At 32.6% G+C, this 25647-nt stretch carries 38 protein-coding genes and 1 tRNA gene; 23 read left to right on the forward strand and 16 right to left on the reverse strand.

Annotation, left to right across the window (positions count from 1 at the left end; translation table 11 throughout):
• Positions 1-14 precede the first annotated feature (14 nt).
• Complete coding sequence (locus C6989_RS09360) at positions 15-1940, forward strand: AMP-binding protein (protein WP_182126974.1); 1926 nt, start codon at positions 15-17, stop codon at positions 1938-1940.
• Positions 1941-2247: 307 nt separating this feature from the next.
• Here C6989_RS09360 and C6989_RS09365 read toward each other — a convergent pair whose 3' ends face one another.
• Positions 2248-3471 (reverse strand): ornithine cyclodeaminase, nickel-pincer nucleotide-dependent, encoded by a 1224-nt coding sequence (locus C6989_RS09365; RefSeq protein WP_148703367.1) that lies wholly within the window; start codon positions 3469-3471, stop codon positions 2248-2250.
• A gap of 56 nt (positions 3472-3527) precedes the next feature.
• Positions 3528-3875 carry a hypothetical protein gene (locus C6989_RS09370; protein ID WP_148703368.1) on the reverse strand — a complete coding sequence of 116 codons (348 nt, stop codon included), beginning with the start codon at positions 3873-3875 and terminating at the stop codon, positions 3528-3530.
• Between the two features lie 78 nt (positions 3876-3953).
• On the opposite strand from C6989_RS09370, the gene C6989_RS09375 reads away from it, so the two are divergent.
• The gene (locus C6989_RS09375; RefSeq protein WP_148703369.1) at positions 3954-4253 is read left to right on the forward strand and encodes a hypothetical protein; all 300 of its coding nucleotides are present in this window, start codon (positions 3954-3956) and stop codon (positions 4251-4253) included.
• Here the strand turns inward: C6989_RS09375 and C6989_RS09380 are convergent.
• Together C6989_RS09380 and C6989_RS09385 are read right to left on the reverse strand one after the other, a co-directional pair.
• Positions 4250-4474, reverse strand: a complete 225-nt coding sequence (locus tag C6989_RS09380; RefSeq protein ID WP_148703370.1) for a hydrolase — start codon at positions 4472-4474, stop codon at positions 4250-4252. The two genes, C6989_RS09375 and C6989_RS09380, sit on opposite strands and share 4 nt — an antisense overlap.
• Entirely contained in the window at positions 4475-5008 is a 534-nt protein-coding gene (locus tag C6989_RS09385) for an HD domain-containing protein (RefSeq protein ID WP_148703371.1), read from the reverse strand.
• 81 nt (positions 5009-5089) lie between these two features.
• On the opposite strand from C6989_RS09385, the gene C6989_RS09390 reads away from it, so the two are divergent.
• The 3 genes from C6989_RS09390 (at position 5090) to C6989_RS09400 (ending at position 6605) form a co-directional block, all read left to right on the forward strand.
• Positions 5090-5626, forward strand: coding sequence for a cob(I)yrinic acid a,c-diamide adenosyltransferase (locus tag C6989_RS09390; RefSeq protein ID WP_182126975.1), 537 nt, complete (start codon positions 5090-5092; stop codon positions 5624-5626).
• A 403-nt stretch (positions 5627-6029) separates the two neighbouring features.
• Positions 6030-6404 carry a hypothetical protein gene (locus C6989_RS09395; protein WP_220462865.1) on the forward strand — a complete coding sequence of 125 codons (375 nt, stop codon included), beginning with the start codon at positions 6030-6032 and terminating at the stop codon, positions 6402-6404.
• Between the two features lie 127 nt (positions 6405-6531).
• Positions 6532-6605, forward strand: a tRNA-Phe gene (locus tag C6989_RS09400).
• A gap of 86 nt (positions 6606-6691) precedes the next feature.
• On the opposite strand, the gene C6989_RS09405 is transcribed toward C6989_RS09400, so the two are convergent.
• From C6989_RS09405 to C6989_RS09415, 3 genes are all read right to left on the reverse strand, one after another.
• Positions 6692-7843, reverse strand: a complete 1152-nt coding sequence (locus C6989_RS09405) for a hypothetical protein (protein ID WP_182126977.1) — start codon at positions 7841-7843, stop codon at positions 6692-6694.
• A gap of 243 nt (positions 7844-8086) precedes the next feature.
• Complete coding sequence (locus tag C6989_RS09410) at positions 8087-8281, reverse strand: hypothetical protein (RefSeq protein ID WP_182126978.1); 195 nt, start codon at positions 8279-8281, stop codon at positions 8087-8089.
• Between the two features lie 230 nt (positions 8282-8511).
• Positions 8512-8799 carry a hypothetical protein gene (locus C6989_RS09415; protein ID WP_182126979.1) on the reverse strand — a complete coding sequence of 96 codons (288 nt, stop codon included), beginning with the start codon at positions 8797-8799 and terminating at the stop codon, positions 8512-8514.
• 242 nt (positions 8800-9041) lie between these two features.
• Here C6989_RS09415 and C6989_RS09420 point away from each other — a divergent pair, with 242 nt between their 5' ends.
• The 4 genes from C6989_RS09420 to C6989_RS09435 are packed head-to-tail and all read left to right on the forward strand — an operon-like array spanning position 9042 to position 10245.
• Entirely contained in the window at positions 9042-9314 is a 273-nt protein-coding gene (locus C6989_RS09420; protein WP_148703377.1) for a hypothetical protein, read from the forward strand.
• 34 nt (positions 9315-9348) lie between these two features.
• Positions 9349-9588 carry a hypothetical protein gene (locus C6989_RS09425; RefSeq protein WP_148703378.1) on the forward strand — a complete coding sequence of 80 codons (240 nt, stop codon included), beginning with the start codon at positions 9349-9351 and terminating at the stop codon, positions 9586-9588.
• Positions 9582-9800, forward strand: coding sequence for an Lrp/AsnC ligand binding domain-containing protein (locus tag C6989_RS09430; protein ID WP_148703379.1), 219 nt, complete (start codon positions 9582-9584; stop codon positions 9798-9800). The genes C6989_RS09425 and C6989_RS09430 overlap by 7 nt, the downstream gene beginning before the upstream one ends.
• A 34-nt stretch (positions 9801-9834) precedes the next feature.
• On the forward strand, positions 9835-10245 hold the full coding sequence (locus tag C6989_RS09435; protein ID WP_148703380.1) for a VOC family protein: 411 nt from the start codon (positions 9835-9837) through the stop codon (positions 10243-10245).
• Here C6989_RS09435 and C6989_RS09440 read toward each other — a convergent pair.
• Both C6989_RS09440 and C6989_RS09445 read right to left on the reverse strand, forming a co-directional pair.
• Entirely contained in the window at positions 10242-10628 is a 387-nt protein-coding gene (locus tag C6989_RS09440) for a hypothetical protein (protein ID WP_148703381.1), read from the reverse strand. The two genes, C6989_RS09435 and C6989_RS09440, sit on opposite strands and share 4 nt — an antisense overlap.
• 71 nt (positions 10629-10699) lie before the next feature.
• Positions 10700-11065 (reverse strand): hypothetical protein, encoded by a 366-nt coding sequence (locus C6989_RS09445; protein ID WP_182126980.1) that lies wholly within the window; start codon positions 11063-11065, stop codon positions 10700-10702.
• Positions 11066-11202: 137 nt separating this feature from the next.
• On the opposite strand from C6989_RS09445, the gene C6989_RS09450 reads away from it, so the two are divergent.
• A complete protein-coding gene (locus C6989_RS09450; protein ID WP_182126981.1) occupies positions 11203-11349 on the forward strand; it encodes a hypothetical protein in 147 nt (48 codons plus the stop codon).
• A gap of 14 nt (positions 11350-11363) precedes the next feature.
• Here C6989_RS09450 and C6989_RS09455 read toward each other — a convergent pair whose 3' ends face one another.
• Together C6989_RS09455 and C6989_RS10295 are read right to left on the reverse strand one after the other, a co-directional pair.
• Positions 11364-12098 (reverse strand): adenylate/guanylate cyclase domain-containing protein, encoded by a 735-nt coding sequence (locus C6989_RS09455; protein ID WP_237087754.1) that lies wholly within the window; start codon positions 12096-12098, stop codon positions 11364-11366.
• Positions 12099-12168: 70 nt separating this feature from the next.
• On the reverse strand, positions 12169-12291 hold the full coding sequence (locus C6989_RS10295) for a hypothetical protein (protein WP_255464691.1): 123 nt from the start codon (positions 12289-12291) through the stop codon (positions 12169-12171).
• A gap of 71 nt (positions 12292-12362) precedes the next feature.
• Here C6989_RS10295 and C6989_RS09460 point away from each other — a divergent pair, with 71 nt between their 5' ends.
• Positions 12363-13202: a hypothetical protein gene (locus C6989_RS09460; protein ID WP_148704160.1), complete on the forward strand. Its 840-nt coding sequence runs from the start codon at positions 12363-12365 to the stop codon at positions 13200-13202.
• A 182-nt stretch (positions 13203-13384) separates the two neighbouring features.
• Positions 13385-14593: a threonine ammonia-lyase gene (gene ilvA, locus C6989_RS09465; protein WP_182126982.1), complete on the forward strand. Its 1209-nt coding sequence runs from the start codon at positions 13385-13387 to the stop codon at positions 14591-14593.
• 1 nt (position 14594) lies between these two features.
• Here the strand turns inward: ilvA and purE are convergent, their stop codons facing one another.
• Entirely contained in the window at positions 14595-15170 is a 576-nt protein-coding gene (purE, locus tag C6989_RS09470) for a 5-(carboxyamino)imidazole ribonucleotide mutase (protein ID WP_148703385.1), read from the reverse strand.
• Positions 15171-15275: 105 nt separating this feature from the next.
• Between purE and C6989_RS09475 the strand changes: the two genes are divergently transcribed.
• From C6989_RS09475 to C6989_RS09490, 4 genes are all read left to right on the forward strand, one after another.
• Positions 15276-16418, forward strand: coding sequence for a 5-(carboxyamino)imidazole ribonucleotide synthase (locus C6989_RS09475; protein ID WP_182126983.1), 1143 nt, complete (start codon positions 15276-15278; stop codon positions 16416-16418).
• Positions 16419-16452: 34 nt separating this feature from the next.
• Positions 16453-16842 (forward strand): hypothetical protein, encoded by a 390-nt coding sequence (locus C6989_RS09480; RefSeq protein ID WP_182126984.1) that lies wholly within the window; start codon positions 16453-16455, stop codon positions 16840-16842.
• A 138-nt stretch (positions 16843-16980) separates the two neighbouring features.
• Complete coding sequence (locus C6989_RS09485; RefSeq protein WP_148703388.1) at positions 16981-17217, forward strand: hypothetical protein; 237 nt, start codon at positions 16981-16983, stop codon at positions 17215-17217.
• A gap of 35 nt (positions 17218-17252) precedes the next feature.
• Complete coding sequence (locus C6989_RS09490) at positions 17253-17921, forward strand: nucleotidyltransferase family protein (protein WP_148703389.1); 669 nt, start codon at positions 17253-17255, stop codon at positions 17919-17921.
• Between the two features lie 9 nt (positions 17922-17930).
• On the opposite strand, the gene C6989_RS09495 is transcribed toward C6989_RS09490, so the two are convergent.
• Positions 17931-18077 (reverse strand): hypothetical protein, encoded by a 147-nt coding sequence (locus C6989_RS09495; protein WP_182126985.1) that lies wholly within the window; start codon positions 18075-18077, stop codon positions 17931-17933.
• A gap of 101 nt (positions 18078-18178) precedes the next feature.
• Between C6989_RS09495 and C6989_RS09500 the strand changes: the two genes are divergently transcribed.
• Genes C6989_RS09500 through C6989_RS09510 form a run of 3 tightly spaced genes read left to right on the forward strand, consistent with a single transcriptional unit; the run spans position 18179 to position 20561 of the window.
• The gene (locus C6989_RS09500) at positions 18179-19144 is read left to right on the forward strand and encodes an LLM class flavin-dependent oxidoreductase (protein WP_182127053.1); all 966 of its coding nucleotides are present in this window, start codon (positions 18179-18181) and stop codon (positions 19142-19144) included.
• A 2-nt stretch (positions 19145-19146) separates the two neighbouring features.
• Positions 19147-20256 (forward strand): thiolase C-terminal domain-containing protein, encoded by a 1110-nt coding sequence (locus C6989_RS09505; RefSeq protein WP_182126986.1) that lies wholly within the window; start codon positions 19147-19149, stop codon positions 20254-20256.
• Positions 20253-20561, forward strand: coding sequence for a hypothetical protein (locus C6989_RS09510; RefSeq protein ID WP_182126987.1), 309 nt, complete (start codon positions 20253-20255; stop codon positions 20559-20561). Before C6989_RS09505 ends, C6989_RS09510 begins: the two co-directional genes overlap by 4 nt.
• Here C6989_RS09510 and C6989_RS09515 read toward each other — a convergent pair.
• Both C6989_RS09515 and C6989_RS09520 read right to left on the reverse strand, forming a co-directional pair.
• Complete coding sequence (locus C6989_RS09515; RefSeq protein WP_182126988.1) at positions 20554-21381, reverse strand: hypothetical protein; 828 nt, start codon at positions 21379-21381, stop codon at positions 20554-20556. The genes C6989_RS09510 and C6989_RS09515 overlap by 8 nt on opposite strands.
• Before the next feature lie 40 nt (positions 21382-21421).
• A complete protein-coding gene (locus C6989_RS09520; RefSeq protein ID WP_182126989.1) occupies positions 21422-21622 on the reverse strand; it encodes a hypothetical protein in 201 nt (66 codons plus the stop codon).
• A gap of 203 nt (positions 21623-21825) precedes the next feature.
• Between C6989_RS09520 and C6989_RS09525 the strand changes: the two genes are divergently transcribed.
• The 3 genes from C6989_RS09525 to C6989_RS09535 are packed head-to-tail and all read left to right on the forward strand — an operon-like array spanning position 21826 to position 23459.
• On the forward strand, positions 21826-22374 hold the full coding sequence (locus C6989_RS09525) for a PDDEXK family nuclease (RefSeq protein ID WP_182126990.1): 549 nt from the start codon (positions 21826-21828) through the stop codon (positions 22372-22374).
• 58 nt (positions 22375-22432) lie between these two features.
• Complete coding sequence (locus C6989_RS09530) at positions 22433-23080, forward strand: hypothetical protein (protein ID WP_182126991.1); 648 nt, start codon at positions 22433-22435, stop codon at positions 23078-23080.
• A 55-nt stretch (positions 23081-23135) separates the two neighbouring features.
• Positions 23136-23459 carry a hypothetical protein gene (locus C6989_RS09535; protein ID WP_182126992.1) on the forward strand — a complete coding sequence of 108 codons (324 nt, stop codon included), beginning with the start codon at positions 23136-23138 and terminating at the stop codon, positions 23457-23459.
• A gap of 295 nt (positions 23460-23754) precedes the next feature.
• Here C6989_RS09535 and C6989_RS09540 read toward each other — a convergent pair whose 3' ends face one another.
• Positions 23755-24129 (reverse strand): hypothetical protein, encoded by a 375-nt coding sequence (locus C6989_RS09540; protein WP_237087629.1) that lies wholly within the window; start codon positions 24127-24129, stop codon positions 23755-23757.
• A gap of 104 nt (positions 24130-24233) precedes the next feature.
• Between C6989_RS09540 and C6989_RS09545 the strand changes: the two genes are divergently transcribed.
• Positions 24234-25571: a threonine synthase gene (locus C6989_RS09545; RefSeq protein WP_182126993.1), complete on the forward strand. Its 1338-nt coding sequence runs from the start codon at positions 24234-24236 to the stop codon at positions 25569-25571.
• Positions 25572-25647 lie beyond the last annotated feature (76 nt).

Below are 25647 nucleotides of genomic sequence, written 5' to 3' on the forward strand. Positions count from 1 at the left end.
TTAACAATTGAATCTTGTCTAATTTTGAATTTGTTCCAACACAAAAACAAATTGAAGAATCAAATATTTTTCGTTTTATGCAGAAACATAATATCAACTCATTATCTGAATTATCTGAAAAAGCAAAAAACAATTTAGAATGGTTTTGGCAAGAAGTCGATAAAGATATTGGAGTTGTTTGGGATAGTATGTATTCACAAACATTAGATTCCTCCAAAGGAATAATGTGGTCCAAGTGGTTTGTAAATGGAAAGACAAACATCTGCAAGTCTACTGTTGAAAAATTTGCAAAAATATCCCCAGACAAAACTGCATATCATTTTATTTCAGAAGGTGGAAAAATATCAAAAATATCCTATTTAGAATTAGATCATAAAGTATCAAAACTTGCAAATGGTCTAAAATCTCTAGGTGTAAAGAGAGGTGACGTTGTTGCAATTTATCTTCCAATGGTTGAAGAAGCAATATTGGCAATTTTAGCATCAGCAAAAATTGGTGCAATTCAAACAGTAATTTTTTCTGGGTATAGCACAGAATCTCTACATGTTAGATTGCAAGATTGTAATGCAAAGATTCTTTTTGTCACTGATGGATTTACTAGAAAAGGAAAATCAATTTCTCAAAAAGAAATTGTTCAAAAAGCAACATCTCAAACAAAAATCGAAAAAATAATTGTTGTAAAATATGGTGATGTTGATGTCTATGAAAAGTCTGAAAATATTGTTTTTTATGATGAATTAGTTTCAGATCAAAATTCAAACTGTGATACTGAAATAATGGATTCTGAAGATCCTCTCTTTATCTTGTATACTTCTGGAACTACTGGTAAACCAAAGGGTGTTGTACATGTTCATGGAGGTTTTTCTGTTTTTGCAGGTCATCAGGCAGCATATTTGATAGATTTACAGCCTAGGGATGTGCTGTTTTGGCCTGCAGATATTGGTTGGATTACAGGTTTAGTGTGGAATGTTTATGGTTTGCTGATTATGGGGGGCAGTGCAGTAATTTATGATGGTGCGCTAGATTTCCCAAATTCTGACAGAGTCTGGAAAATTTTATCTGAATATGATGTTACAATATTTGGAATTTCCCCCACTGCAACAAGATTATTTAAAAAAAATAACGAGGAGCCTTTGAGAAACTACTCTCTTGATAAAATTAAAAACATTCCAACTACTGGTGAACCACTCGATGAAGATTCTTGGTGGTGGCTGTTTGAAAAAATTGGTCAGAAAAAAATACCGATAATGAATTTGTCTGGTGGCACTGAAATTGGTGGTGCAATGTTGTCTGTACTTCCTGGAATGAATATTAAGCCATCTACCGTAGGAATACCTGTTCCTGGAATGAATCTTGACGTAGTTGATGATGATGGGAATTCTATTCAAAACCAAAATGGATATTTGGTGATAAGATCCCCTTGGCCTGGAATGACTAGAGGATTGTTAAATGATGATCAGAGATTCATTGAAACATACTGGTCTAGATTTGATAACATTTGGTTTCATGGCGATTATGTTTTTGCTGATAATGATAATCTTTGGTTCATGAGAGGAAGAACTGATGATGTAATCAATGTTTCAGGTCACAGAATGAGTACTGCTGAAATTGAACACACAGTAATTTCACATGAAAAAATTTCTGATGCTGCCTCTATTGCAATTCCTGATGATTTAACAGGTGAGGCAATTGTTGTTTTTATTGTATCTGACAAGAAAACTAACTCTGGTTTGGAATCTGAAATTTCAGATTATATTGGAAACAAGATAGGCAAAGTTGCAAAACCCAAATTTGTTTTCCAATTAAGTGATTTACCAAAAACTCGAACTGGTAAAATCCTGAGAAGGCTCTTAAAATCAAAACTTTTGGGAATGGACATGGGTGATTTATCCTCTCTAGAAAACCCCAACATTTTAGAGGAAATTCCAAAAATCAGTTAATATTTACTCGCGCTCTAATACTTTGTATTTTTACAAAACATCAAATCTTTTTCAATTTTTTTTCTAGCATTTCAAATTCTTCTATTGTTATCTCTCCTTTAGCTAGTCTTACCTGAATTTTCTCTAAAGATTTGTTTCTGATAATTGGATTAAAAACAATCTAATTTTGTGGGCAAATTTGAAGAATGTCTTTATTGTAAAAGAGATGGTCTAAGCATACCTTTACGGTTTAAAAATGAAATTAAATTCTGCCTAATATAAGATGAAGCATAAATTTAGATAAAAAACTTCAAAACATGATATTTGATTATTTCTTTTTTCTAATTTGTTGTGCAACCATGGGCAAGAATGCTCCTACATCTGAAACTATTCCAAGTGCTTGCCATGTTCCTCTATCCATAAGTTTTGTTACGGTTGGCTGGTTGATATCAACAACAATGACTTTGACATTTGCAGGTAGCATGTTTCCAGTTGCAATTGAATGAAGCATGGTTGAGATCATTATGACCATCTTTGCATCTTTTAGAACTTTTTTGTATTCTCTTTGGGCTTGTGCTACATCGGTAATTACATCAGGCAGTGGACCATCATCTCTAATTGAGCCTGCCAAAACAAATGGGACTTTATTTTTTACACATTCATACATGATCCCTTTGGTAAGTTTTTTTGATTTTACCATATTTGCAATAGATCCTGCCTTGAAAACAGAGTTAATTGCATCCATATGGTTTCTATGACCACGATATGCTAGAGTTGCATCATGAACATTCATTCCAAGTGATGTTCCCAAAGTAGCATACTCAATATCATGTACTGCCAAAGCATTACCTGCTAGTACTCCGTCAATATATCCTGCTCTGATTAGCTCAGATACTGCATCAGATGCACCTGTATGAACAATTGCTGGACCTCCTACTATGACGATTTTTCCCCCATTCTTTTTTGTATTGTATATGTCGTCTGCTACTTTTTTTGCAATATGTTGCGTTGGTCTTTCACTAGAACTTGAACTTCCCATAAATTCAAAGACGTTGGAGCCCTCTCGAGGTCTTTCAGGAGGATTAATCTTAACCCCATCTTCACCTACGATGATTTGATCACCTTTTTTGACATCCCTTACAGGAACACAAAATGCCTTGTTGTTTTTTACAACAATACACTTGTCCATCATCATATTTTCTACTTGAATCCATTTGCCTTTGTGAAAAACTTGGGTGTGATTATTGGTAGTACTGTAAAAATTATCGGGCATTACATAGTTTTTTGGAGATCTTTTTAATTTAATTTCCTTTTGGATTTTAGATACTGCTCCTTCTCTGTAAATTGTTTGCAGAATTTCATCAAGATGTTTTTGGTTTTTTCCTTTGACTAGCAATCTTGCATAGGACTGATCTTTTTTTCTTTTCCCAATACTGATTTCTTGTACTTGAAATTCACCTTGCAAATCCATAATTTTATCAAATATTTTGGTTAAAATTAACGAGTCAATCAAATGGCCACTGACTTCGATCTCTTGAGAAAATTTACTCATTTTATTATTCTTGACACAATCATAACTAAAGCTTTACGTTTTATTTGAGGCTAAAATTATACAGGAAGAATTACCTTTCCCTCAAATTTTGGAATATTATCTGACTGGAACATTTTTTCTAACTTTTCTTTTTGTTCTTGAGTAACTCCTTGAACAATAGTTTTAGATGCTCCGCTATTATCAACTAAAGCCAAGATGTAACCGCTGTTATCTGTTAAAACAAACCCTGCTGATTCATCTACAAATGCATAAAGATTTTCTTCACCTACAGGCTTCCAAACATTGGATTTTGTATCAGTTAACGCCAATGCTGGCATTGCTTTTCCATCAGTTAACTTATTGAGATATTCTCTTGCTTCTGCTACTCTTTTTTGGCCAAGCTTTAATGCCTGAAAATATTGCATATTTGGCAAAGTATCTAATTGTTATAAAAACAGTATTGCCACAAAAGATAGTTATAGAATATTATTCTAAACAAATCGATGCCTCTTACAAATAATGTAATAATCAAATTAAATGAAATTACAACTATGATTGAGGATAAATCAAAATTATCTGAATCCGAAGTTGACGAAATAAAATCAATATTCAAAGGGCTAGTTGAAAGTGGAGAGAGATATGATGTTGATGAGATTGAATTCTGGTTTGAAAATGAAGGTAGTTGGAAAAATAAAGAATCTCGGGTAAGAATTGCAAATCTTTCAAACTATGTTCAAGACAAATACCAACAAACTGCTCATCTAAGAATACTTTCTGATGATGATTGTAGTTGCGGTCATTAGGTTTCGAGTTGTTCTAACAGTCTACCTACAATCTTTGCATTTTCTTGTCGTTCTTTTAGAATCTCATCTAATCTTGATTGATCTTTTTTTTCTTTTGTAATTAACTCAAAATACTCTTCATCTAAATCACTGTTGGCTTGTAATCTTTTAATCACTTCAAATAATATTCCAATAATCTGTTTTTGTGCTTCGATTAATTCATCTTTTTCAGATTCTGACATTCAATTACTCTCTACAATCTTTGTAAATAATTCTTTTAATCTTGGATGGGTTATGCTTTTTTTTGCAGATTCAAAAAAAGTGTCCAGTTTTTCTTTAGAAAGTCCTTGAGATTGATACATTTTTGCTTGAAGTGCCATCTCCAACTTGTCAATTTGATGAACAATTTGACTTTCTGCAGTAGAATTTTCCTGATACTCTCTCCACATATCAAAATACTGTGAACTTGTTGCATCCGGCAAAGTTTGGATAATTTCGTCAAATGCAGAGTTTTCTAGTTTTTCTTTTTCTTTTTCGTTTATTTTTTCTGGAACAATATCTCCAATTTTAGATTCAGCCAAATCATGCAATAAAATCATTTTTAGAATTTTTTCCGAATTTAGATTCTCTAAATCAGATATTATCATTCCTATAATACTCATAGAAAACGTATGATCTGCAACAGATTCAGGGTTGTTGATTGATAATTTGTCTATCCATCCCTGCCGTGGTACGTTTTTCAGATTTACAGCAATTTTTAAAAAATCTTCTATCATTGTAAGTTAATACAAAGTATTCTCCTAAAGAGTTTTGAGATTTTCGAACAACATAATAGTTGAGTTGGATTATACCATCATATGAAAATATACACCAAAACAGGTGATGATGGAAATACTGGTATTCAAGGAAATTTGCGTATATCCAAATCTCATCCCAGAATTATTGCCTATGGGGCAGTAGATGAGACAAATGCTGCGTTAGGAATTGTTTTAGCAAATTCAGTAGATAAGGATATTTTTAATTGTCTTACAAAAATTCAAAATGATTTGTTTGTTGTAGGATCTGATCTGTCAAATCCCAATCTTAATGATGTAAAAAATAGAGTTACACTGGAAATGATTCAAGAATTAGAACATTATATTGATAAATTCGAATTAGAATTACCGCCTTTGACAAATTTCGTTTTGCCAGGGGGGGCAATTCCGGCAGCTCAATTACAATTTACGAGAACAATTGTCCGAAGAGCTGAAACCTTAACAGTAGATCTTGCAGAAAAAGATGAAATTAACACTAATTGCTTAATTTACCTTAATCGATTATCTGATCTGTTTTTTGTTCTAGGTCGTCTAATCAATAAAAGACAGGGGAAAAAGGACATCCTCTGGAAACCATAGAGAATGAAATGCAATAACTCTTGCAACGGATTCTTTTTGGGATGCAGATGTGGTGAACATACATTTATGATAATAATTGATTATGATAATACTCTAAAAGACCATTATACAATCCCAAAAATAATGAATTATTAAAAAAAAATTAACCTTAAACCATCCCTTGAATCAAAATTTTATTTTAACATTCCCCCCATACATAATATCAAATGTTAATCAAATGAATACTGTAAACGGTATCTTGGTCGAAAAAATAACTGAAATGCCAATTTCAGAACATAATGTTTACACTAAATGAAGAAAAAACCAAAATGCAGTTTAGTCAACAAAATTATTAAAAACCCGTGACTTTTTTGTCAATATTTACAATATAATTTCTTTAATGTAAAAATTCTAGATAACAACAATGAAGTTTTCTCTAGATTTTTATAATTTCATATTCAAAATTAGTTCCCAAATTAGATTTATCGGCATATATCATCATGATCATTTAGATGGACAGATGAAATGGGGTTTAGAAAGTTATATGACAAAAGAAGAAACAAAAAAATCTCTCCAAAACGCACTGAGAAGATGGAACGAGCGTAAGGAATTATCTTCAAAATTAGGATCTCCAGTTTACACTATGACTGTCTATAAATTAGTAAAGAGAGCAACAATTGAATTATCTGATAAAACATTAATTTTAATCAGTACTGACATTGATGCAGATATAGAACAAATAGTTAAAAAATTACTAGGCAATAAAGAAAAAATTCTAGAAAAATTAGAGATACGATAATACGTTTGATTATGTTGGATTAAAAACTTGGATTAAACATAATGTATTTGGGATTAGAAAAATACTATTATGAAAATCTAGACGGATGGACACACTTTAATTCCTCAACCAGCAACATTTTTTGAGTGCCGGGGTAGCTCAGCCTGGGAGAGCACTCGGCTGAAGACCGGGCTGTCGCGCGTTCAAATCCCGCCCCCGGCATTGTAATATCACATTAGTGCCCTTACATGAAAAATAATGGATTATTCTAAATTTTCGTAATCTTGTATAGGAGTATGAAATCCAAATTATCGCGTCTGTTGAACGTGTGGTTGGCCAAAAGAATCTCTGAAATCATGATAGCGCAGACTAATGCTTCCCCCTCCAGAAGAAATTAATTCAGTACCTGATTTATTGCAGATTTTAGTTGGCACTTTGAAGGTGCCCTCAAATATTCCAGAACTTGGACTTGTTTCAACAAGCGTAAACCCTGTAGATGCCAATCCTCCATGTTCTATGCCATCAACGGTACATCTTTGATACCTCACATCTTTGATTCTAACTTCTAATAAGATTCCACCACTAGCGGACCCAACGGTATCAACAAATGGAGAATTAGGATTATTTACGACCAGGTAAATATCTTGCAGGTTACTGTTCAAGTTCAAGTCAGGATCAATCAGAGTAATTGTGACAGGTTGGCCAAAACGATAATTTTTAGGAGTAATAAAAAGAGTAGCTGGATTTTTTGGGCTGTCTTCATCAAGTAAATATTGAAGTGACTTTAAAAATTCAGAATTTGATAAACGGCCATCACTCCACCATTCAGAGTTTTTTCTAATCTCTGCAAGATCTTTTCGCATGTCTTTACCTTTCATGGATACGTCTTTTGGAAAATCAATTGTCTTTTGCTTTATCAGATATTTGATGCCTTCAATGAACTCAAAATCAGATATTTGGTTCAATGACCACCATTTCGCAGTACTACGAACCCATCCTGGAATAAGTTCTTGTGATTCAGAATTTGTTGTAAAAATATCAGTATTGACGCCAATATTTTGATTGAGGTTAGGTTTCTCATACGAATTAATTACAAAGCTAATCTCTGCGATTTCAGAATACCGTCCGAAATTAGATTTAATAGTATATACGCCAGTTTTTTTGAAATCAGCCGTATCAATAAATATTGAAAAATTTTTCTCTGGACTGACATCCGTTTTCAGCAGCGATACTATCTTTCCAGTAGGAGCATAAAGGATTATTTGGACGGATTCATTTTCATGGTATTTCTCAACCGCGCCCGTAATGTTTATCACCTCACCAATCACATAAGATTCTTTGTCGGATTCAACAAGCAGGTATTCATATTCTGATTCTAGTTGATAGTTTCCATATGCACTAGCTTCGATAATTACTCCGAATGCAAGTAAAACAACAACTAATAGAACAAGTACCTTCACACTATCATATGGTTTTCATTTTAGATAAACTTGAGAACTTTCATAGTCTAACTACAGATTACAAATTATCAAAGTGTTAAAAGTCTGAAACAGACAATAAAATTATGAATACAGCACCAGTATGAAACCATAGACAGATGTGTTCAGATTGCAAACAAGTAAAATGTATGAGTGGTTGTGATTGTCAGACATGTAACTCAGAACATGGTTTCCAATCAGATGAATCCTGGTTTCTTGCTGTAATTATTTTTTGAGCCATTTAGCAATGTTTGTTGCATCTTGTACTTTATCTCCAAAATCATCAAAATAGTCTCCCAAGAATACAATTTTGTGAGGATTTTCTTGAGATAATTTTTTTGCTGTATTGTAATCATTATGAATATCGGGAATAATCAATGTTTTTTCTGATGTATCTTTGACCATGATTTTTATCGACATGATAGTCTGAAACCATTGTTTCCGTTCAAATCCCTATCAGGGAATTTACTGTGGCGTTGGGATACTCTGTAGTGGCACTGAACACGTTTTGCAAAAAATTCAATTTTTCAAAAAATTTTTTTAATTTTTTTGAAATGTTAGAGTACTCATGTGATTTCATAAATCCCGCCCGGCACTGTTTTAATATTAAAAAAAATATTAAGTATGGTGATCATGATTTTTTTAAAATATCATATATCTACTAAATTATAAAAACTCTTTCCAGAAGCGGATTTTTCAGAGACGCATTTAACTGGTCCCAAAGCATTTCCATTATTTACATCTGAACGTAATTTCTCATTACTGAATTTTTTAACAATTGCTACTCTTGTTGTATGGAATTTATTTACAAAATTACCTTCAACTTCAAAAGTTTCTTTAGTGGTAATCTTTACTCCTTTTGTGATTATGTCTCCTTGAGTATAATCTGAATCTTCAATGAATGTAATGGTAAACGCTTTATCGCCAATTTTTGCCAAGCTGACTGAATCGCCAATAGTTGCATAATCTGCTAACGTTGCTATCTTCTTTCACCTCCCAAAATTAATGATTAAGATACTTTTGATAAATTGATCTTAAAGTAAATTTTTGACTCAGATGGCTACTTTCATCTACCATTAACAAAAAGTTTGGTTGATCGGAAAATATTTGTACAAAATCCCCAAAAAACCAATTCTACAAAATATTTAAAAATAAGGCGACCTCTAGATTTTCGACATTCATGGCTGAAAAAAAATCTGTAAAGAAGACTAAATCAAAAAACCCTAAGGCAAAAACTACAAAATCTAAGGCTAAAGCAACCAAATCAAAGGCTAAGGCAAAAACTACAAAATCTAAGGCTAAAGCAACCAAATCAAAAACCAAAAAAGATGAACCTGTTGGAGATATGGGGATAGTTATAGTAGATGATGATATTGAAATTGATCAGGAAAAAGTCAATGAAGAAAGACGTGCATATTTAGAAGAAGCAAGGTCTCAGGAAGCATTTGACTAGGAATCTTTATCCGATTCAATAACATAGTACCTGTATGCGTGCATTATGTCTAATTACTGTAAAACCAGGAAAAGTAGACTCTGTTGTCCAAATTCTAAAAAAGAAAAGAAAGGTGGTCAAACAGATTATGGTAGTAACAGGTCGTGCAGACATTAGTGTTCTTTTACAAGGAGGAATCGAAGACATCAATAACATGGTAATAGATTTCAAGAAAATCAAAGATATTGTAACTACTGAAACTCTAATTGAGGTGGAGGTAAATCTGGGATGGTAAGGGCCATAATTTTAGTAAAATCTCCCAAAAAATTAATTGCGGCAAGATTACGTAAGATCAATTCAGTGTCTGATTCATTTCCTACTAGTGGTCAATTTGATGCAGTCGCTATTATTGATGTTAACCAATTAATACAAATTAAAGAAGTTGCCAACCAAATCCAAAAAATCAACGGAGTTGAACGAACTGAAACCATGGTCGAAGTTCAATGACAATTAATTTAAAGAACTTCGAGGTAGCATATCTGTGAATATTAAAAAAGTTGGAAATGTGATTTTGGCCGTAAAGGACCTAGACAAATCAGTTCAATTCTACAATGAAATTATTGGACTCCCAATAAAAAATCAGAGAAGAACATGGGTTGATTTGGGCACTTCAGGAGCTTTACTGAGTCTCCATCCAGCTTCCATAACAGAACAACATGGAAATGCTCTTGAAAGTGGAATCACAATCGGTTTTCTAGTTGGAGATGTAAAATCCGCAGTTGAAGAATTAAGAGAAAAAGGAGTCAAAATCCATCGTGAAATTGTTGAAAAAGATGCAGGAAAAAATGCTGTAATTTCAGATCCTGATGATTATTTGATTTCCTTGTTTGAGCCAAGTTTCTCAGATAAAGCTGAACAAACTGGCGGATACCACGGATTTACACCTGCTTAGACTATCTTCTTTATTGAAGAAATAATTTTTTCTAAGCCTTTTTCTTTTCTATTAATAGAAACATAAAAGGTAATGTCATTTTTTTGCAAAATGACAATTGTTACTTTTTGATGTTGTAAAATAACATGTTCTAATTTTCCAACAGTACTTGCAGTATTTTTTCGCAAAGACATCAAAGTTGAAAGAATAAAAAATTCATTTTTTACTTGTTCAGATTTTAATAGAGGTTTAAGATTTGGTTGTACCATTCCAGCTAGAGTTCTACCATATACATTGATTACACCTGCATATCTTATGCTCTTTGACACTTTTAGGATTCGTTGACATTGTTTTCGATATTTGACTACAGTATCTTTCCATTTATCTGCAGGAGTTTTGCCCATATTAAAAATTGGATTTGGAATTAATAAGGATTCTTACCATTTGCAACATATGAATTGCCACATTTTCAATTTTACTTTTTAGATTTTTTTTCTAATTTTTTCTTTAATTCGGTATTTTCTTTAAGCAATTTATCGTTTTCAGCTTTTAGTGTTTGCACCGAATTTTGTTTAGTGTATAATGGATGGCTTGGAGGGATGATTGGATGACCTGATAATAACCCTGCTGCATATTGTTGATACATATGTTGGAATCCTTGAAGCTTTTGACTAACTGTTTCTACATCTCTTGAAAATTGTTCTTTTACTGGATTTTCATGTATCTTAAACATTGGATGTGTCAATCCAGGTGGTAATCTAGGAAATTGTAATGCCATATGAGGAATATTTGGATTCAATCCATACAGGTCTTGAAGATGTTTATTCACTGAGTTTTCCATGAGATTGGTTTGAATTTGCTATATTTCTGCCTTGCTTTAGGCATTTGATATACCGTTTAGTAAAATCTGAGTCGTTTTTGCTCAATTCAAGTTGATCGCAGATCCTTATAGATTCCCAGTTTAGATCGCAGGTACGCATGGTCGAATCAAAAAAGACATGTCTTAGATGTAAAAAAGACATTGGAGAAAAGGAACTACATAAGATAGTAATCTACGTGGTTCAAGAAAAATTCACAGAACATCATTATGAACATGTAGAATGTCCTGACAATTTCACAGTATGAATAAAAATTTCAGACTATCCTTTGAATTCATAAACTTTGTAAATTTCCCCAGTTACTCTGGAACGATATTTCCATTCATCCTTTTTCCACACAACACTCACAAAGTCTCTTTGAAGATTTGGGTGTAATCTTTGATACACATCATTGCCAATCAAAATTTGATTAGGTTTTGCCATATTTTGAATTTTAGCAGCAATATTCATGGCAGGCCCCATTAAATCTACATGTGAATGCTCAGCATCAGCTCCATATCTTACCACCATGTTTTGTCCAAAATCCACTCCAATCTTTACCATCAAATCTGGATAATCATATTGATTAAGAATTGGGTTAATTCCTTTTTGAATAACTGAAATCATTGATTTTGCACAATTAACAGCACTATCTGATGCAAGCAATCCGTTACTTTGAGCATCAAAATATCCGATAACTGCATCACCTACAAATTTTAAGACATATCCTTCATGTTGTCTAATTACTGCTGCCATTTCTTGTGCAAAGGAGCTAATTATTATCGCAATTTTTTCTTCAGGCATTTCTAAAGTCATGGTAGTTGAACCAACAAGATCAACATAGATTACAACTAAATCCACTTTTGAAAATACATTTTTTCGTAAAAATTTATCAGATTCATTTGCAACTCCAGAATACTGGTATCCTTTTTTTAATGCCCCCCAAACTCGTTTTTGGGTTTCTAAAATCATAGATTCTGAATCCAATGTTTTTTCAGATGCAGAACTAAGTAGCATATCTACTACCTCTTTCTTGTTATTAGAATCTGACTTTTTTTCGACATTATTTTCTTCCAATATTCATCACCTATTCTAGTGGGAATTCATGCCCACATTGAAGACATTTTCCTCTCTTTCCCTTATATCCTTCATGATAATACTCTACAATCTCTCCTTTGCAATCATGACACCTGAAATCGGAATCCCTCATGCCTAGAATCACCTTATTCTGTATTTAGAGATTGATGAAGGTTTAAGGAGAACAATAATTTGGTAATTCTTGTGCGTTTAGGAACAAGATCTCCAAATGAATTTATTCAACTTTTGAATCAAAAAAATGAATCAATCCAAAAATCATTTCTATCAAAAATTTCCGATATGACAAAAATGATCGATGTTAAAGTGATGTTAGGAGACTCTACCGTGTCTGAACAAAAAACATTTGATCCTAAACTAGTGATGGATTATTTTCAAAATATAAGTAAAAATCTAAAGGAATGGTCTATTCAAGATGTTACAATATCAAATAATGAAGACATTAGAAGGATTTTTATGAAATTTGAAATCATGGAAGGAAATTATTTAATTTCAGGACACATTTCAATACAATTTCATGTTTTGCTATATTACAAACCAGTTCAAAGAGTAATTGATTGTCAAAAAGAGTTAGCAGAGATAATTGATATGACAAAAAACAAAGAACAAGAGTTTTCAGATAATAGTGATCAATTTGTTTTAGATAAATTAAAAGAGATGGGGTACAAGGATTTTGATCATCAAAAATTATTTGAAGTGTTTTATGAAAATGATGAGTTTAGGGAAAAAATTTTCGCCGAAATTGAAAAACAATCAGGTGTTGATTTTCAAAAACTGTCTGAAAAAAAGACAAAATTATTTAATGAATTAGATTCTCTTTTAGTTGAAACATATCAAACAACTCCGACATTAATTGATGATTCAAAACTCGTTACAGGTGAAGAAGGATGTTTATGTACATTTGATTTAGAATTTGTAAAAAATAATACTAAAGAAGGGTTATTTGATCCGCGAAAAATGTCGAACTCTACAAAAGAAAACATCATAAAAAGATTAGATGAGTTTTCAGATATCATAAATTCATAAAGATCAAGGAACCAGAAAATGAGAAAATTTTCTCAAAGGGGAGTTTCTGATTCCTTGATATATTTTCAACGGGATTTCTAAAGTATTTAGGCATTCCTGGAAATTTACGTATAAAATTTGACTAAAAAAATAATTTTTGTATAGAAGAAGTCAAATACATCGTTTTCTTAGCAACATTTCCAATGAACCCAACATATGATGAGATAAAAAAAGCAAACTCTATGCGAGGAAATGAAATAAAAAAGACTCCTTTAATTCATTCTCCTACTTTTAGTGAACTTACAAATTCAGAGATTTTTCTAAAAGCAGAATTTCGGCAAAAAACTGGATCATTTAAAATTCGTGGAGCATACTATAAAATCAAATCATTGTCTGATGATGAAAAAAAACATGGAGTAGTAGCTGCATCTGCCGGAAATCATGCACAGGGTGTTGCACTCGCATCGGCATTAGAAAAAATTCCATGTACTATAGTTATGCCAAAAAATGCTTCTCCTGCAAAGGTTGCAGCAACAAAAGGATATGGCGCAAAAGTAATCTTAGAGGGAATTAACTATGATGAATCATCTGCCAAAGCAAAAGAGATAGCAAATGAAACAGGTGCAACTATGATACATGCATTTGACGATCCACAAATCATAGCAGCACAAGGAGTCATCGGATTAGAAATACTTGAAGAGTTACCAGATGTAGAAGAGGTTTATCTTCCAATAGGTGGTGGGGGTCTAGCAGCTGGGGTATTAATTGCCATTAAAGAAAAAAATCCTGATGTTAAAGTAGTAGGTGTTCAATCAAGATCATTTCCATCTATGTATGAATCAGTTAAACAAGGTTCAATAACTGCAACCGGAGGTGCAAGAACTATAGCAGATGGCATATCTGTAAAAATCCCGGGACAATTAACATTTAGTGTAATTAACCAATTGGTTGATGAGGTTGTTTTAGTAGATGATACTGAAATTACAAAAGCCATGTTCTTATTAATGGAACGAATGAAATTTGTGGTTGAACCAGCTGGCGCTGCAAGTCTGGCATATCTAATTTCTAAAAAACCGGCACAAGGAAAAAAAGTTGTTGCGATTTTAGCAGGAGGTAATGTAGACATGTATCTATTAGGCCAAATTGTTGATAAGGGACTAGCTGCTATGGGTAGATTATTAAAATTATCAGTTTTGTTGCCTGATAGACCAGGAGCATTCAAAGAAATTGTGGATGAAATCACCCTTGCCAATGCAAACATCGTTGAAGTCGTTCATGATAGATTAAGCTCAAATGTTAATGCTGGTTCTGCAGCAGTTACTATGAATCTAGAAACTCAAGGAAAAGAGCAAGCGGATGCCTTAATTGAGGCATTACGAAAGAAGGATGTTCAATTCACATTATTAACTTGAATCATTTGAATTTAGTTTTAGTAAATTTTGATAAGCCTTGTTTTTTCAATTGTTCAGATTCTTTAAGAACTGATTTGTGTTGATCAGATTTATGTTGTTTCAATTTATTTTTTAATTCAGGGAATTCATTTGCAAGAATTTTCATTGCATAAATTCCAGCATTTCCAGCTTTATTGACTCCCACAGAAACTACTGGTGACCCTGAAGGCATTTCCGTGATGGACAATAGTGAATCTAAACCCCCAAATGCGGAAAACTTTGCGGCATCTGTTTTCTTTGGGTGCTTGTCATTGTATACTAAAATGGGAACTCCAATCACAGGAATGATTGTATGAGATGCAATCATTCCAGGCAAATGTGCAGCTCCTCCCGCACCTGCAATTATTACTTTAAATCCCATCTTTTCAGCATGTTGTGCATATTCTGCCAATCTGGAAGGAGTTCTATGTGCCGAAATTATTTGATCTTCATGCTTAATTTTAAATTCATCAAAAATTTCAGCCGCACCTTTCATGATTCTGCTATCTGAACTAGATCCCATAATTATTCCAACTAATGGTTTTTTTGAATATGTCACAGTATTAGAAAAAACTAGAGAGTAATTAACAATAACTGTTACAAAAAGAATAGGAAAAACAAAACAGCATTAGCTATATTTGTTCGATAAATATTGAATACGATAATGACAAAAATTCTGGGGATTATAGGAGGTGGACAGCTTGGAATGATGATTACTGAAGCAGCTAAAAAGATGCCAGAACATGTTTCAAAAATCATAGTGCTAGATCCAACTGAAAATTGCCCCGCTACCCAAGTTGGAGCTGAGCAAATACTTGCAGATTTCAAAGATAAGGCAGCCATAATTGAGCTCTCTGAAAAATCAGATATCATTACATATGAGATTGAGTCGGGAGACAGTAATGTACTAAAATCCGTTGAAAAAAATGCTGAGATAAATCCCTCGCCAGAAACACTACATACAATTCAAGACAAATTTTTACAAAAAACATTTCTAAAAGAACACAATATTCCTGTTCCAGAATTTATAGAAATCTCAAATACCGATGATGTGAGAGATGGATTGAAAAAATTTGGAATTCCTGCATTACTAAAAGCAAGACGTGATGCATATGATGGACGAGGTAATTTTAAAATAAATTCTGAAAATGATGTAGAAAAAGCATTTGATTATTTCAAGGGCCAAAAATTAATGCTAGAAAAATTTGTTTCATTTAAAATGGAAGTATCAGTAATTGCAGCTAGAAATACCAAAGGTCAAATCAAAACATACCCTCTAGTTGAAAATATCCATGAAGAAAACATTTTACGTGAGACAATTGCCCCTGCAAGAGTTTCTTCAGATGTAACCGAAAAGGCTGAAAAAATTGCCAATCAAACAATGGATGTGTTAAAAGGAGCAGGGGTATTTGGAATAGAAATGTTTGTAACACAAGATGATCAAATAGCAATTAATGAAATTGCTCCACGAGTACACAATTCTGGACATCATACTTTACAATCAAGTGAAACATCTCAATTTGAACAACATTTGCGTGCAATTTTGGGATTAGAACTTGGTAGCACCAAACTTTTACGTCCAACAATCATGTATAACATATTGGGAACAAAATCATTTGAAGGAGAATACAAACCATTAGAAATTCTTGATGAAAATTTATTTCTTAAAATGTATGGTAAGAAAATTTCTAAACCCATGAGAAAATTGGGTCATTTTAATCTCATTTCAACTAACAATGAATCAATTGAAGATTTACTCAAAAAATTAGAATCCATTAAACCTAGGGCAGTAGTACAATCAGTCTAACTAAGTTTATTAATTGTGAAGAAAAAAAATCATTATGGCATTAAGTGCTGCACTAGTTATTACAGGAATCGCAATAGCATTACTTGTAATTTATGCGGCAGATGTAGCAGTTGCAATGTCTTCAGATAGCGATAACGGATTTTTACCACTTGATCACATGCAAAGAGGTATTGGCTTAGGTGGACCTGCATTAATTTTACCAATTATTGCATTCTTTATTTCTAGAAAAGAACCATCAAAAGGATTAGGAGTCATGATCGTTATCTCAGGAATTTTGATCATTATAGGTGGAATTGTGGTTTTAGCAAATCCTGCCCCGGGAGCAGAAGCCTCAGACAGAGATCCTGTTGCATCTACTGCAATGTTGTTTGCCCCTGCAATAATCCAGTTGGCTTTAGGTGGAATTAAAATAGCAAAATCTTAACTGAGAACATCATGCCAATTTGTGCTAAATGTAACAATGATGTAAAAAAAGTATATGATTGTGATCATACAGACTATGAAGAATATTGTGTAGAGTGTTACACTGAACTACACTACTATATGACAGAAAGTGAAAACGATGCTAACTGAACGAGAGATAGCAATTTATGCTCTAGGTAAAACCGAAGGACTCAATTCCATTGCAGAAACATTAGGAAAAGGATTTGATGATGAAAAATATATCGAGTCTTGGCATAAAACTATGAAACTTTTAGGAACTGAAATACCTTTAAAAGATTTAGAAAAAATCTACAATGAATTTGCAAAAAAAATGGATGCAGTTGTAGAATCTAATGAATCAAAAAAACAAGAGTAGACATTTTCATATACTGTATAGATAGAATAGTTTTATTGAGAGCAATAATTTTAGCTGGCGGTCGTGGAAAACGTCTAAAACCAATAACAGATTATGTGCCAAAACCCCTAGTTCCAATAAAAAATGTCCCTATAATTGAATGGCAAATAAGATATTTGAAAAAATTTGGAATTAATGAGGTTATTATTTGTACAGGATATAAGACAGAAATGATTGAAAATCACTTGAATATGAAAGATGTTGGAATCAAAATCAAATTCTCTATAGAAAAAACTCCTTTAGGTACCGGAGGAGCAATTAAAAAAGCTGGAAAGATGATTAAAGAAAAATCATTTTTTGTATTAAATGGAGATACAATTACAAACATTGATTTAAAGAAATTAAGAGAAAAGAAAAATGCAATTGCTGCAATTGAATTAAGGACAAAATATGGTATTTTAGAAACAGATGATGATAAAATTTTGAATTTCAGAGAAAAAAAAGAAATTTCAGATACTTGGATGAATGCAGGAATTTATCACTTACAAAAAGAAGTCCTAAAAGAACTTCCAGATATAGGAGATATTGAAAAAACAGTTTTTCCAAAATATGCAAAAAAAGGTATACTAAACACAGTTAAATTCAAAAATGCAAAATGGTATTCAGTAGACTCATTCAAAGACATGGAAGAATGTGCGCTAGAAATAAAGAAAATAATAAAATAAAATTTTAATTTAGGCACCAGTTCTGTGCAATGTAACCATCATGTATGCCACTTCTTCAACAAAGGATTCATCTTTGCTAGCAGAGGCATATTTTGTAGCGTCATTCCAAAAATTGGATTCATAAGATGGTTTTTGTACAAATACTTGTTCACTCATCAAGTTGTATTTTAGGGATTTTCTGATAATACGGCGCCTCAAGGAAAATTAACCCAATGCTAAAACAGAACACTAGAATATCCAAACATCGTATGGTCTTCATGCGTATTGCATGCAGTTTGGGCTCAATGCTTTCAGTAAATGAGATATTAAATTGTGCCAAAATCATGTCTAATACTCAAACAGAGACAATTTGGGTGCCTGAAACATGGGGAATGGAGAATTTTTCCATGTTAACCGCAGTTTCTGGAAAAACATCTACTCAAAAAATAGGCTCATCAATTATCAACATCTATTCTAGAAGTCCTGCAGCGATTGCAATGGGTGCAGTCACAGTAGACACCATATCAAATGGAAGGCTGATCCTAGGTCTTGGGACTAGCAGTCTCCCAATAGTAGAAACTTTTCACGGATACAAATTTGAAAAACCATTAGAGCGAATGAAAGAATATGTGGAAATAATTAGACTAATCTCATCTGGAAAAGCAATCACTTATTCAGGAAACATTTTCAATTTAAAAAATTTTAGATTACTAATTAAACCACAAAGAGAATCAATTCCAATCTACATTGCAGCAGTTAATGAAAAGATGGTAAATTTAACATGGAGTATTGGAGATGGAGTAATTTTTTATCTTAGACCAAAAAATGAAATGAAAGAAACTATTACAAAAATGCAGTCAAAAAGAAAAATCGATGTTACGTGTCAAATAATCACATGTGTTTCAGAAAATTCTGAAAAGGCAATTGAACGTGCAAAAAAAACATTGGCATTTTATATATCTGTAGGTAAAGTGTATAGAGAGTTTTTAGCAAAAAATGGATTCAAAAATGAGACATCAAACATATATGAAGAGTTCAAAAAATCTGGTTTTTCATCAAATCATGAATTAGTTTCAAATTCCATGTTACAAAAACTTACAATATGTGGAACACCTGAGGAATGTAAGAAACAACTTGATGAATTTAAAGAAACAGGGATTGATTTACCAATTATTCAATTCAATCCAATAGATGACACTATGGAATCATTTAGATTATTACAAAAAACATTTTTGGATGAGTAGCAATGAAAAAAGTAGGAATTGCAGGATATGGAATTACCCCTTTTACCAAAGAAAATAAAAAAATAGAATCCATACTTTTTGAATCTACAAAATCTCTGCTTGAAAACAACCCAAAAATTTCAAAAAACAGCATTGATGCAGTACTAGTATCGACAAATAATAATTCAAAATACCTCTCACCTATTTTGTCAGAAATGATGGGCATTCAACCAAAAATTGCTCATTCAGTAGAAAATTTGTGTAATTCAGGCACAAATTCCATAGTGTCTGCATTTTCATATGTTGCCTCAGGTCTTGCAGATATGGTATTAGTAAGCGGGGCTGAAAGATATGACAGTCCAGGTCAGATTTTAGAATGGGATAATTCTCGTGGAGAATTTAAACATCCAATATTTTGGGCATCAATTTTTACAAGTTCCTATAAACGACAGTTTGCTGTTTCTGATGAACAACTAGCTTTAGTATCTGTAAAAAACCATGCACAGGCACAAAATAATCCAAATGCCATATCAAAAAAAACATATTCAATACAAGATGTGATTAATTCTAAAATAATCACAGGTGATCTAAAATTACTTGATTGCTCAAGATCATGTACTGGCAGTGCATCAATCATTTTAGCATCAGATGAGATGATTAAACAAATTACTGATCAACCAATATGGATTTCAGGGATAGGACAAAAAACAACATCAGCAGGATTTACAAAAAATGAATCGTTTAATTCAATGGAATCAACAAAAATAGCTAGTCACACAGCATTACAGATGGCAAATAAAAAAATTCAAGATGTTGATGTAGCAGAAATACATGATGCATTTTCAGTATGTGAACCAATGGCATTAGAAGCAATTGGTTTTTCAAAAAATGGAGAGGGATTAAATTTGGTTAAAGAACTGTATGACAAAAAAGATTACAAAATTAATCCCAGAGGGGGATTGATAGGTTCTGGACATCCACTTGGAGCAACAGGAATTGCACAAACAATAGAAATTACTCAACAATTAGAATCAAATGCAAAAAATAGACAAATTGAAAATGCTAAAGTAGGATTAGTACACAACATGTCAGCTGCTGCAACATCTTCAACTGTTTTGGTGTTGGAAAAATGAATTTTGAATCAGAGATTGCTCAAGGAAAATTTTTCATTCCAGAATGTACTGTATGTGAAAAAATTGTATGGCCTCCTGCGGAGTTTTGTAATAATTGCATGGGAACAGTGTCTCTAAAAAAAGGAGATTTTATGGGCAAAATCTTGGAGTATTCAGTGCATAATGAAGCGTATTTTTGCATTGTAGAGATTGAAAATACGTTTAGAATTATGGCAAAAATATCTGAAAAACCACACATAGGCCAAGATGTAAAAATTTCAAAATGCGGTATTAATAATGGGAATTATTTTTTTCAGGTCAATTGAATTTAGTGTAGATGTAAGGTGTTTCGCTAGTCTGATCAAATGTCCACACTGTAGGAAGTGAAACGGTTTTAATCACTTGTAAATTATGATTTTGGATTAATGAACTCCAACCACCATCGGATAGATTTCCAGACAATTGTCGTTTGGAATGAGTTCCGGCAAAAACTATTCCTGTTGATTTTTTAAGATTGTCAATAGAATTTATTTTATCAATTATACTTGTAGCCAGCATATCACCTCCCATTTGAGGTAATCCTCCAATAAAAAATACAGGTGATTTTAATTGGAATTTTGAATAATCAAATTCTAATGCATCATCGCAAACAGGATCAAAATTTTGTTCAATGTCATTGCAAATTAGTTTTTGTAATTCTACCAAACCATCATCGATTTCAATACTGTGAGAAGTAAACCCTAAAAATTTTCCACAAAAGGCAATCCGTCCATCACCTGAACCAATATCGATTAATTCTTGATAACCTAATTTTTTTGCAATTAACACCATCAAGTATGCTGAAAATATCCAAGTTGGGTAAAATGGTTGACAGCTAGTTCCATGTTTAATGCTATTGAGCCAATAATCATTGATGTCTCCTTCATATACAACACAGTCAATTCCTAAAATTTTTTCTTCAAATGAATTAAAGTAGATAGGGTTTTTTTCTGCAAATTTATGAATATGCTCTAGATGAGATTCTTCTAATGGGAATTGATCTGAGGTGGATGCAGGAATTACTTCCTGAATATGTGCATTTCCTGAATAATTTTTAGCAAAATCTTGCTTTATTGAAACAAAATTTTTGATAATTTGATCAAACATAAATTTTCTAAATACAGGGGTTTGATAAACTCACTGCAAATTATGGTGATTTTCTTGATGAAAGATAAGCAATTTCTTGTTCCACTTTTTTTAGTTGATCAATTGTTGTTACCTGTAACTTTTCAATATCATTATTTTCATTTTCAGAAGGTTCCATTACTAGTTGGAATTCAAGTTGTTTTAGGGTATTGAGGTAGAAATCACGTTGTTCCAATAATTTTTCAATTATAATTTCAGACAATTAGATAATTTTGAATCAGGTTCTATTTAGATAGAGTGTTCGATGACCTCGGAATAGTTGAATTAGCAACGATCACGACATTCATTACTGAATTAATAGATGAAATTCAAATTATTTTAAAAATGTTAATGTTAAAATGACTTTTTGTTGAGTTATTATGTAATTACCCACCTTACTATACCTAAAATTAGGAACTAAAAGGCATGCAAATAAAAACAATGACAATCTCCAAACTAGCAAAAAAAACAAAAACCAATAATCAAAAAGCTGCCAAAACAAGAAGACAACGGGGCTATCAATGGGAAGACACACTAGTTAAACGATTCAATACAACAAAAAACTGGAAAGCATTCAGATTAGGTTCACCAAGTATTGCGTTGCCTGATGTATTAGCGGTAAATACAGATAACAGCACAATTTTTACCATTGAGGCCAAATCAGGAACAAGTACATCCCTTCCGGTTCCAGCTGATCAAATTGAACGATGCTTAGAGTGGATAAAGACATTTGATATATATCAAAAAAGACATGTTTTGCTAGCCTTCAAGTTTCTATCTAAGAAAAGGATAGGAATAGGCCAGTATGAGGGTAGAGAACTCAGAGAATTTTACAAGATATGGGATGATACTCTGGAAATTACTGATTGTGTCTGTACATATGAAGGCAAATTCTTTGCAAAAATTAATGGAGAACGAAAAGAGATTCCTCTTAAAGAATGTACAATGCCATTTAAAACAAAACAGCGTAAATAGTGCCTAATTTTCCAAAATCTGCAAATCGTTTTTTAAGGATAAATAAGAATCAAAATTATTGTCTGATGTAAACAAAGATGAAGAGGCCCAGTCGCTATGGGAAATAGAATCAAAGAGAATTCAAGAAATCAAAAATCCTCCAAAACCTGAAGAGGTAGTTACAGAAAAAGTCGATATCCCAACTGAAAAAATACCTGAATCTGAGGAGAAATATACACCAAAGTCCAATACAGAATCAGAACTACCCGAAATCAATATCAATACAAGTTATGATGAAAAACCAACCTCTGAGTTGAATTCAGCAGCACTTTTGGAAACCGTTTCTGATGCAGAAGTAAATTCCAGAATCAGTTTTGAGGAATTTACTGATGAAAAAATATTGATCAGTCACGATGCATTTGGAAATAAGCAGATGAAAATCAAAGTGTTAGAAGTATCTGATGAAACGCCACCATCAAAATGGAAGTTTGGAGACAGAGTCAAAGTAACTAAAATTCTTGTAACAATAAAACATCTCACAACACAAGAAGTTGAAGAAGGAGAGTTTGATGTTGAGGCAATTGAAAGAGAATTACAAGAAAAAAGACATTATACATCTACTAATAGATGGATTCCTGCTAGCGACATTAAAAATGGCTATGTTGTAGGTTCAAAACATACAAGATTGATTAGTGATGCTTCAGCACTAGATTATATCGTATTCTAAAAATTCATTATTTTTCTCTGAAAAACATTATAAAGATAAGAATTCGAAAAATGGTATGAGTTCAAAAGAATTCGAGGTAAATGGAACCGATTACAGGATTGTGATTACAGATCAAGTAGTAGGACATGTAAACAACCTCAAAAATCTCTATAATGCAGCATATGAGGATCCTGAAAGCTTCGAGGATGTTAGTGCTGAGATTTCAAACACAATTAATGAAATTGCCGCAACCGTAGAGCCTGATGCAGAAGATAGTGACCTTGACGGATTAATTCAAGAGATTATCAAGGCAGTAGATAGCAAAGCTGAAGAAATTGAAAAAGAGTTAGAAGGGAAAGAATCTATAGGAAAGAAATCAAAATCCAAATCTAAAAAATAATCTCATTTGACCTTAAACTCATAAAAATTTGGGGGATAAAATATATTCTAAATAAGACTACAAACAGCATGTCTGGAAGTTGTGAATGTGGGATTTGTGGTCATCATTCTGAGTCAGAATGTCTTGAAAAAGAATGTAAATGCTGTTTGAATTTCCATGAAAGATCTGGACCTAAACGAAAATAATTTTAAAAATTAACTTTCTTCTTTATAACATCTGCAGTTTTTTGACATATGTCTATTACAACCAAATAATTTATGATCCTTACACCCACACAAGACACATTTTTTTTCACTCAAACCTTCTCTAACAACTCCTTAACATCTGCCATCATTTTATTTTCTTCTAGTGACTCTAAAATCTTTAATCGCATATTTTTCACCCTATGCAGATCCTCATGATAGAGTGGAGCCATAGTTTCAATTTCTTGCTCAAATGAATAATTTGTTAAATAATGTTTAAATTTTAATTTCAAAGGTTTAAAATCCGAATGATGTATTTTACTTTCATCAATCTTATTTGAGATTACTTTTAGAAATCCGCTAATTTTGAGTAATTCTTTTTTAATAACATCCAGATCTCCAGGTTTTTCCTGAATCTCAGATAGATGATCATATGATTCAAGAATTTGGGATAGAATACTTTTCAAATATTCATTATATGTGGTCACAATTATTTTCCAAATACATCTAATCTAAAGTTTAGGAAAAATAGCTTGACTTGTCTAAAAATTACACATTTGCTTTAAATTATCATTAATTTTTCGTAATGACTATGCAGGGAGACGCTTATCTCAAATGTATTGATCCACAATGCGGATTAGAATATCCAATTGAGAGCACAAATGTACAATGTGATAAAGGTCACTTGCTAGATGTAAAATACAAAAAAACACCATCCACAAATCTAAAAGATGTCTTTTCTAATCGACGAAATCCACAAGGAAGTATTTTTAATGAAAGTGGGGTTTGGCGATTCAGAGAATTACTAAATTTTTGTCAAATTGATACAGAAAATATTGATGAATGCTCAAAGTACTTAGTATCATTAGATGGGGCTGAAGGAAGACAGTCAAAACCATACCAAATGTCAAAGGCTGCTGAATTTGTTGGAATTTCAAGTAATAATTTATGGCTACAACCAGAAGGATACAATCCAAGTGGTTCATTCAAAGATAACGGAATGTCTACTGCAGTAACACATGCTAAGATGATCGGTGCAAAGAAAATTGTTTGTGCGTCAACTGGAAACACATCAGCTTCGGCAGGGATGTTTGCAGCAAATGAAGGAATTAATTGTGATGTGTACATACCAGCAGGTCAAATTGCGCCAGGGAAGCTTAGTCAAGCATATCAATTTGGAGCTCAAATTATAGAAGTTGATGGAAATTTTGATGATGCCTTAAAACAATCATTAGAAGATGCTCAAAACCATGAAGGATACACAGTAAATTCCATTAATCCATTTAGAATCGAAGGACAAAAAACAATTCCATTTAGGGCATTAGAGTATCTCAACTGGGAATCCCCTGATTGGATTGTCTATCCTGGCGGAGCACTTGGAAATACTTCGAGTTGTGGGAAAGCATTAATGGAACTCTATGAATGGGGATGGATTAAAAAAATTCCAAGAATTGCAGTAATCAATTCTGAAGGCGCAAGTACACTATCTAATTTGTATAATGGTAAATTCGAAGGAGAGGAATTAAGGTGGAATAAGGGTAAACCAAATACGGATTTAATCACAAAATATTATGATCATTTGGATAAAGAAGGAATACGTCCCAAAACTAAAGCCACTGCAATTCAAATTGGAAGACCCGCAAATATTTTGAAAGGACTTCGAGCATTAGAATTTACAAATGGAGTTGCAACTACGGTTTCAGATTCAGAAATGCTTGATGGAATGTCCGTAGTAGGATTAAATGGGTTTGATTGTGAGATGGCATCGGGGGCATCAGTAGTAGGAATTAAAAAATTGATGGATGAGGAAATCATCAAAAAAGACGATACAGTAGTAGGGATTCTTACAGGTAGACAAAAAGATGCAATGCTTCCAGTTGATTACCACAAAAATCCAGAAAACAAATTTGCCATACCTCCAAAAAGCTAGCCTCAGATCATCTGCAAAATAACAAATGCTCAATATCAAGAGTTAAATCCAAGAACAACAAAATGATGGTAACCAA

Source organism: Nitrosopumilus sp. b2 (assembly GCF_014078535.1).
GTDB lineage: Archaea > Thermoproteota > Nitrososphaeria > Nitrososphaerales > Nitrosopumilaceae > Nitrosopumilus > Nitrosopumilus piranensis.

What these genes read in the sequence shown, in the direction of transcription:
- C6989_RS09365 (WP_148703367.1), bottom strand. Translation starts at nt 3,471, where the DNA reads ATGAGTAAATTTTCTCAAGAGATCGAAGTCAGTGGCCATTTGATTGAC.
- C6989_RS09370 (WP_148703368.1), bottom strand. Translation starts at nt 3,875, where the DNA reads ATGCAATATTTTCAGGCATTAAAGCTTGGCCAAAAAAGAGTAGCAGAA.
- C6989_RS09375 (WP_148703369.1), top strand. Translation starts at nt 3,954, where the DNA reads ATGCCTCTTACAAATAATGTAATAATCAAATTAAATGAAATTACAACT.
- C6989_RS09380 (WP_148703370.1), bottom strand. Translation starts at nt 4,474, where the DNA reads ATGTCAGAATCTGAAAAAGATGAATTAATCGAAGCACAAAAACAGATT.
- C6989_RS09385 (WP_148703371.1), bottom strand. Translation starts at nt 5,008, where the DNA reads ATGATAGAAGATTTTTTAAAAATTGCTGTAAATCTGAAAAACGTACCA.
- C6989_RS09390 (WP_182126975.1), top strand. Translation starts at nt 5,090, where the DNA reads ATGAAAATATACACCAAAACAGGTGATGATGGAAATACTGGTATTCAA.
- C6989_RS09395 (WP_220462865.1), top strand. Translation starts at nt 6,030, where the DNA reads ATGAAGTTTTCTCTAGATTTTTATAATTTCATATTCAAAATTAGTTCC.
- C6989_RS09410 (WP_182126978.1), bottom strand. Translation starts at nt 8,281, where the DNA reads ATGTCGATAAAAATCATGGTCAAAGATACATCAGAAAAAACATTGATT.
- C6989_RS09420 (WP_148703377.1), top strand. Translation starts at nt 9,042, where the DNA reads ATGGCTGAAAAAAAATCTGTAAAGAAGACTAAATCAAAAAACCCTAAG.
- C6989_RS09425 (WP_148703378.1), top strand. Translation starts at nt 9,349, where the DNA reads ATGCGTGCATTATGTCTAATTACTGTAAAACCAGGAAAAGTAGACTCT.
- C6989_RS09430 (WP_148703379.1), top strand. Translation starts at nt 9,582, where the DNA reads ATGGTAAGGGCCATAATTTTAGTAAAATCTCCCAAAAAATTAATTGCG.
- C6989_RS09440 (WP_148703381.1), bottom strand. Translation starts at nt 10,628, where the DNA reads ATGGGCAAAACTCCTGCAGATAAATGGAAAGATACTGTAGTCAAATAT.
- C6989_RS09445 (WP_182126980.1), bottom strand. Translation starts at nt 11,065, where the DNA reads ATGGAAAACTCAGTGAATAAACATCTTCAAGACCTGTATGGATTGAAT.
- C6989_RS09450 (WP_182126981.1), top strand. Translation starts at nt 11,203, where the DNA reads ATGGTCGAATCAAAAAAGACATGTCTTAGATGTAAAAAAGACATTGGA.
- C6989_RS09455 (WP_237087754.1), bottom strand. Translation starts at nt 12,098, where the DNA reads ATGCTACTTAGTTCTGCATCTGAAAAAACATTGGATTCAGAATCTATG.
- C6989_RS10295 (WP_255464691.1), bottom strand. Translation starts at nt 12,291, where the DNA reads ATGAGGGATTCCGATTTCAGGTGTCATGATTGCAAAGGAGAGATTGTA.
- ilvA (WP_182126982.1), top strand. Translation starts at nt 13,385, where the DNA reads ATGAACCCAACATATGATGAGATAAAAAAAGCAAACTCTATGCGAGGA.
- C6989_RS09475 (WP_182126983.1), top strand. Translation starts at nt 15,276, where the DNA reads ATGACAAAAATTCTGGGGATTATAGGAGGTGGACAGCTTGGAATGATG.
- C6989_RS09480 (WP_182126984.1), top strand. Translation starts at nt 16,453, where the DNA reads ATGGCATTAAGTGCTGCACTAGTTATTACAGGAATCGCAATAGCATTA.
- C6989_RS09485 (WP_148703388.1), top strand. Translation starts at nt 16,981, where the DNA reads ATGCTAACTGAACGAGAGATAGCAATTTATGCTCTAGGTAAAACCGAA.
- C6989_RS09495 (WP_182126985.1), bottom strand. Translation starts at nt 18,077, where the DNA reads ATGAGTGAACAAGTATTTGTACAAAAACCATCTTATGAATCCAATTTT.
- C6989_RS09500 (WP_182127053.1), top strand. Translation starts at nt 18,179, where the DNA reads ATGCGTATTGCATGCAGTTTGGGCTCAATGCTTTCAGTAAATGAGATA.
- C6989_RS09505 (WP_182126986.1), top strand. Translation starts at nt 19,147, where the DNA reads ATGAAAAAAGTAGGAATTGCAGGATATGGAATTACCCCTTTTACCAAA.
- C6989_RS09510 (WP_182126987.1), top strand. Translation starts at nt 20,253, where the DNA reads ATGAATTTTGAATCAGAGATTGCTCAAGGAAAATTTTTCATTCCAGAA.
- C6989_RS09515 (WP_182126988.1), bottom strand. Translation starts at nt 21,381, where the DNA reads ATGTTTGATCAAATTATCAAAAATTTTGTTTCAATAAAGCAAGATTTT.
- C6989_RS09525 (WP_182126990.1), top strand. Translation starts at nt 21,826, where the DNA reads ATGCAAATAAAAACAATGACAATCTCCAAACTAGCAAAAAAAACAAAA.
- C6989_RS09535 (WP_182126992.1), top strand. Translation starts at nt 23,136, where the DNA reads ATGAGTTCAAAAGAATTCGAGGTAAATGGAACCGATTACAGGATTGTG.
- C6989_RS09545 (WP_182126993.1), top strand. Translation starts at nt 24,234, where the DNA reads ATGCAGGGAGACGCTTATCTCAAATGTATTGATCCACAATGCGGATTA.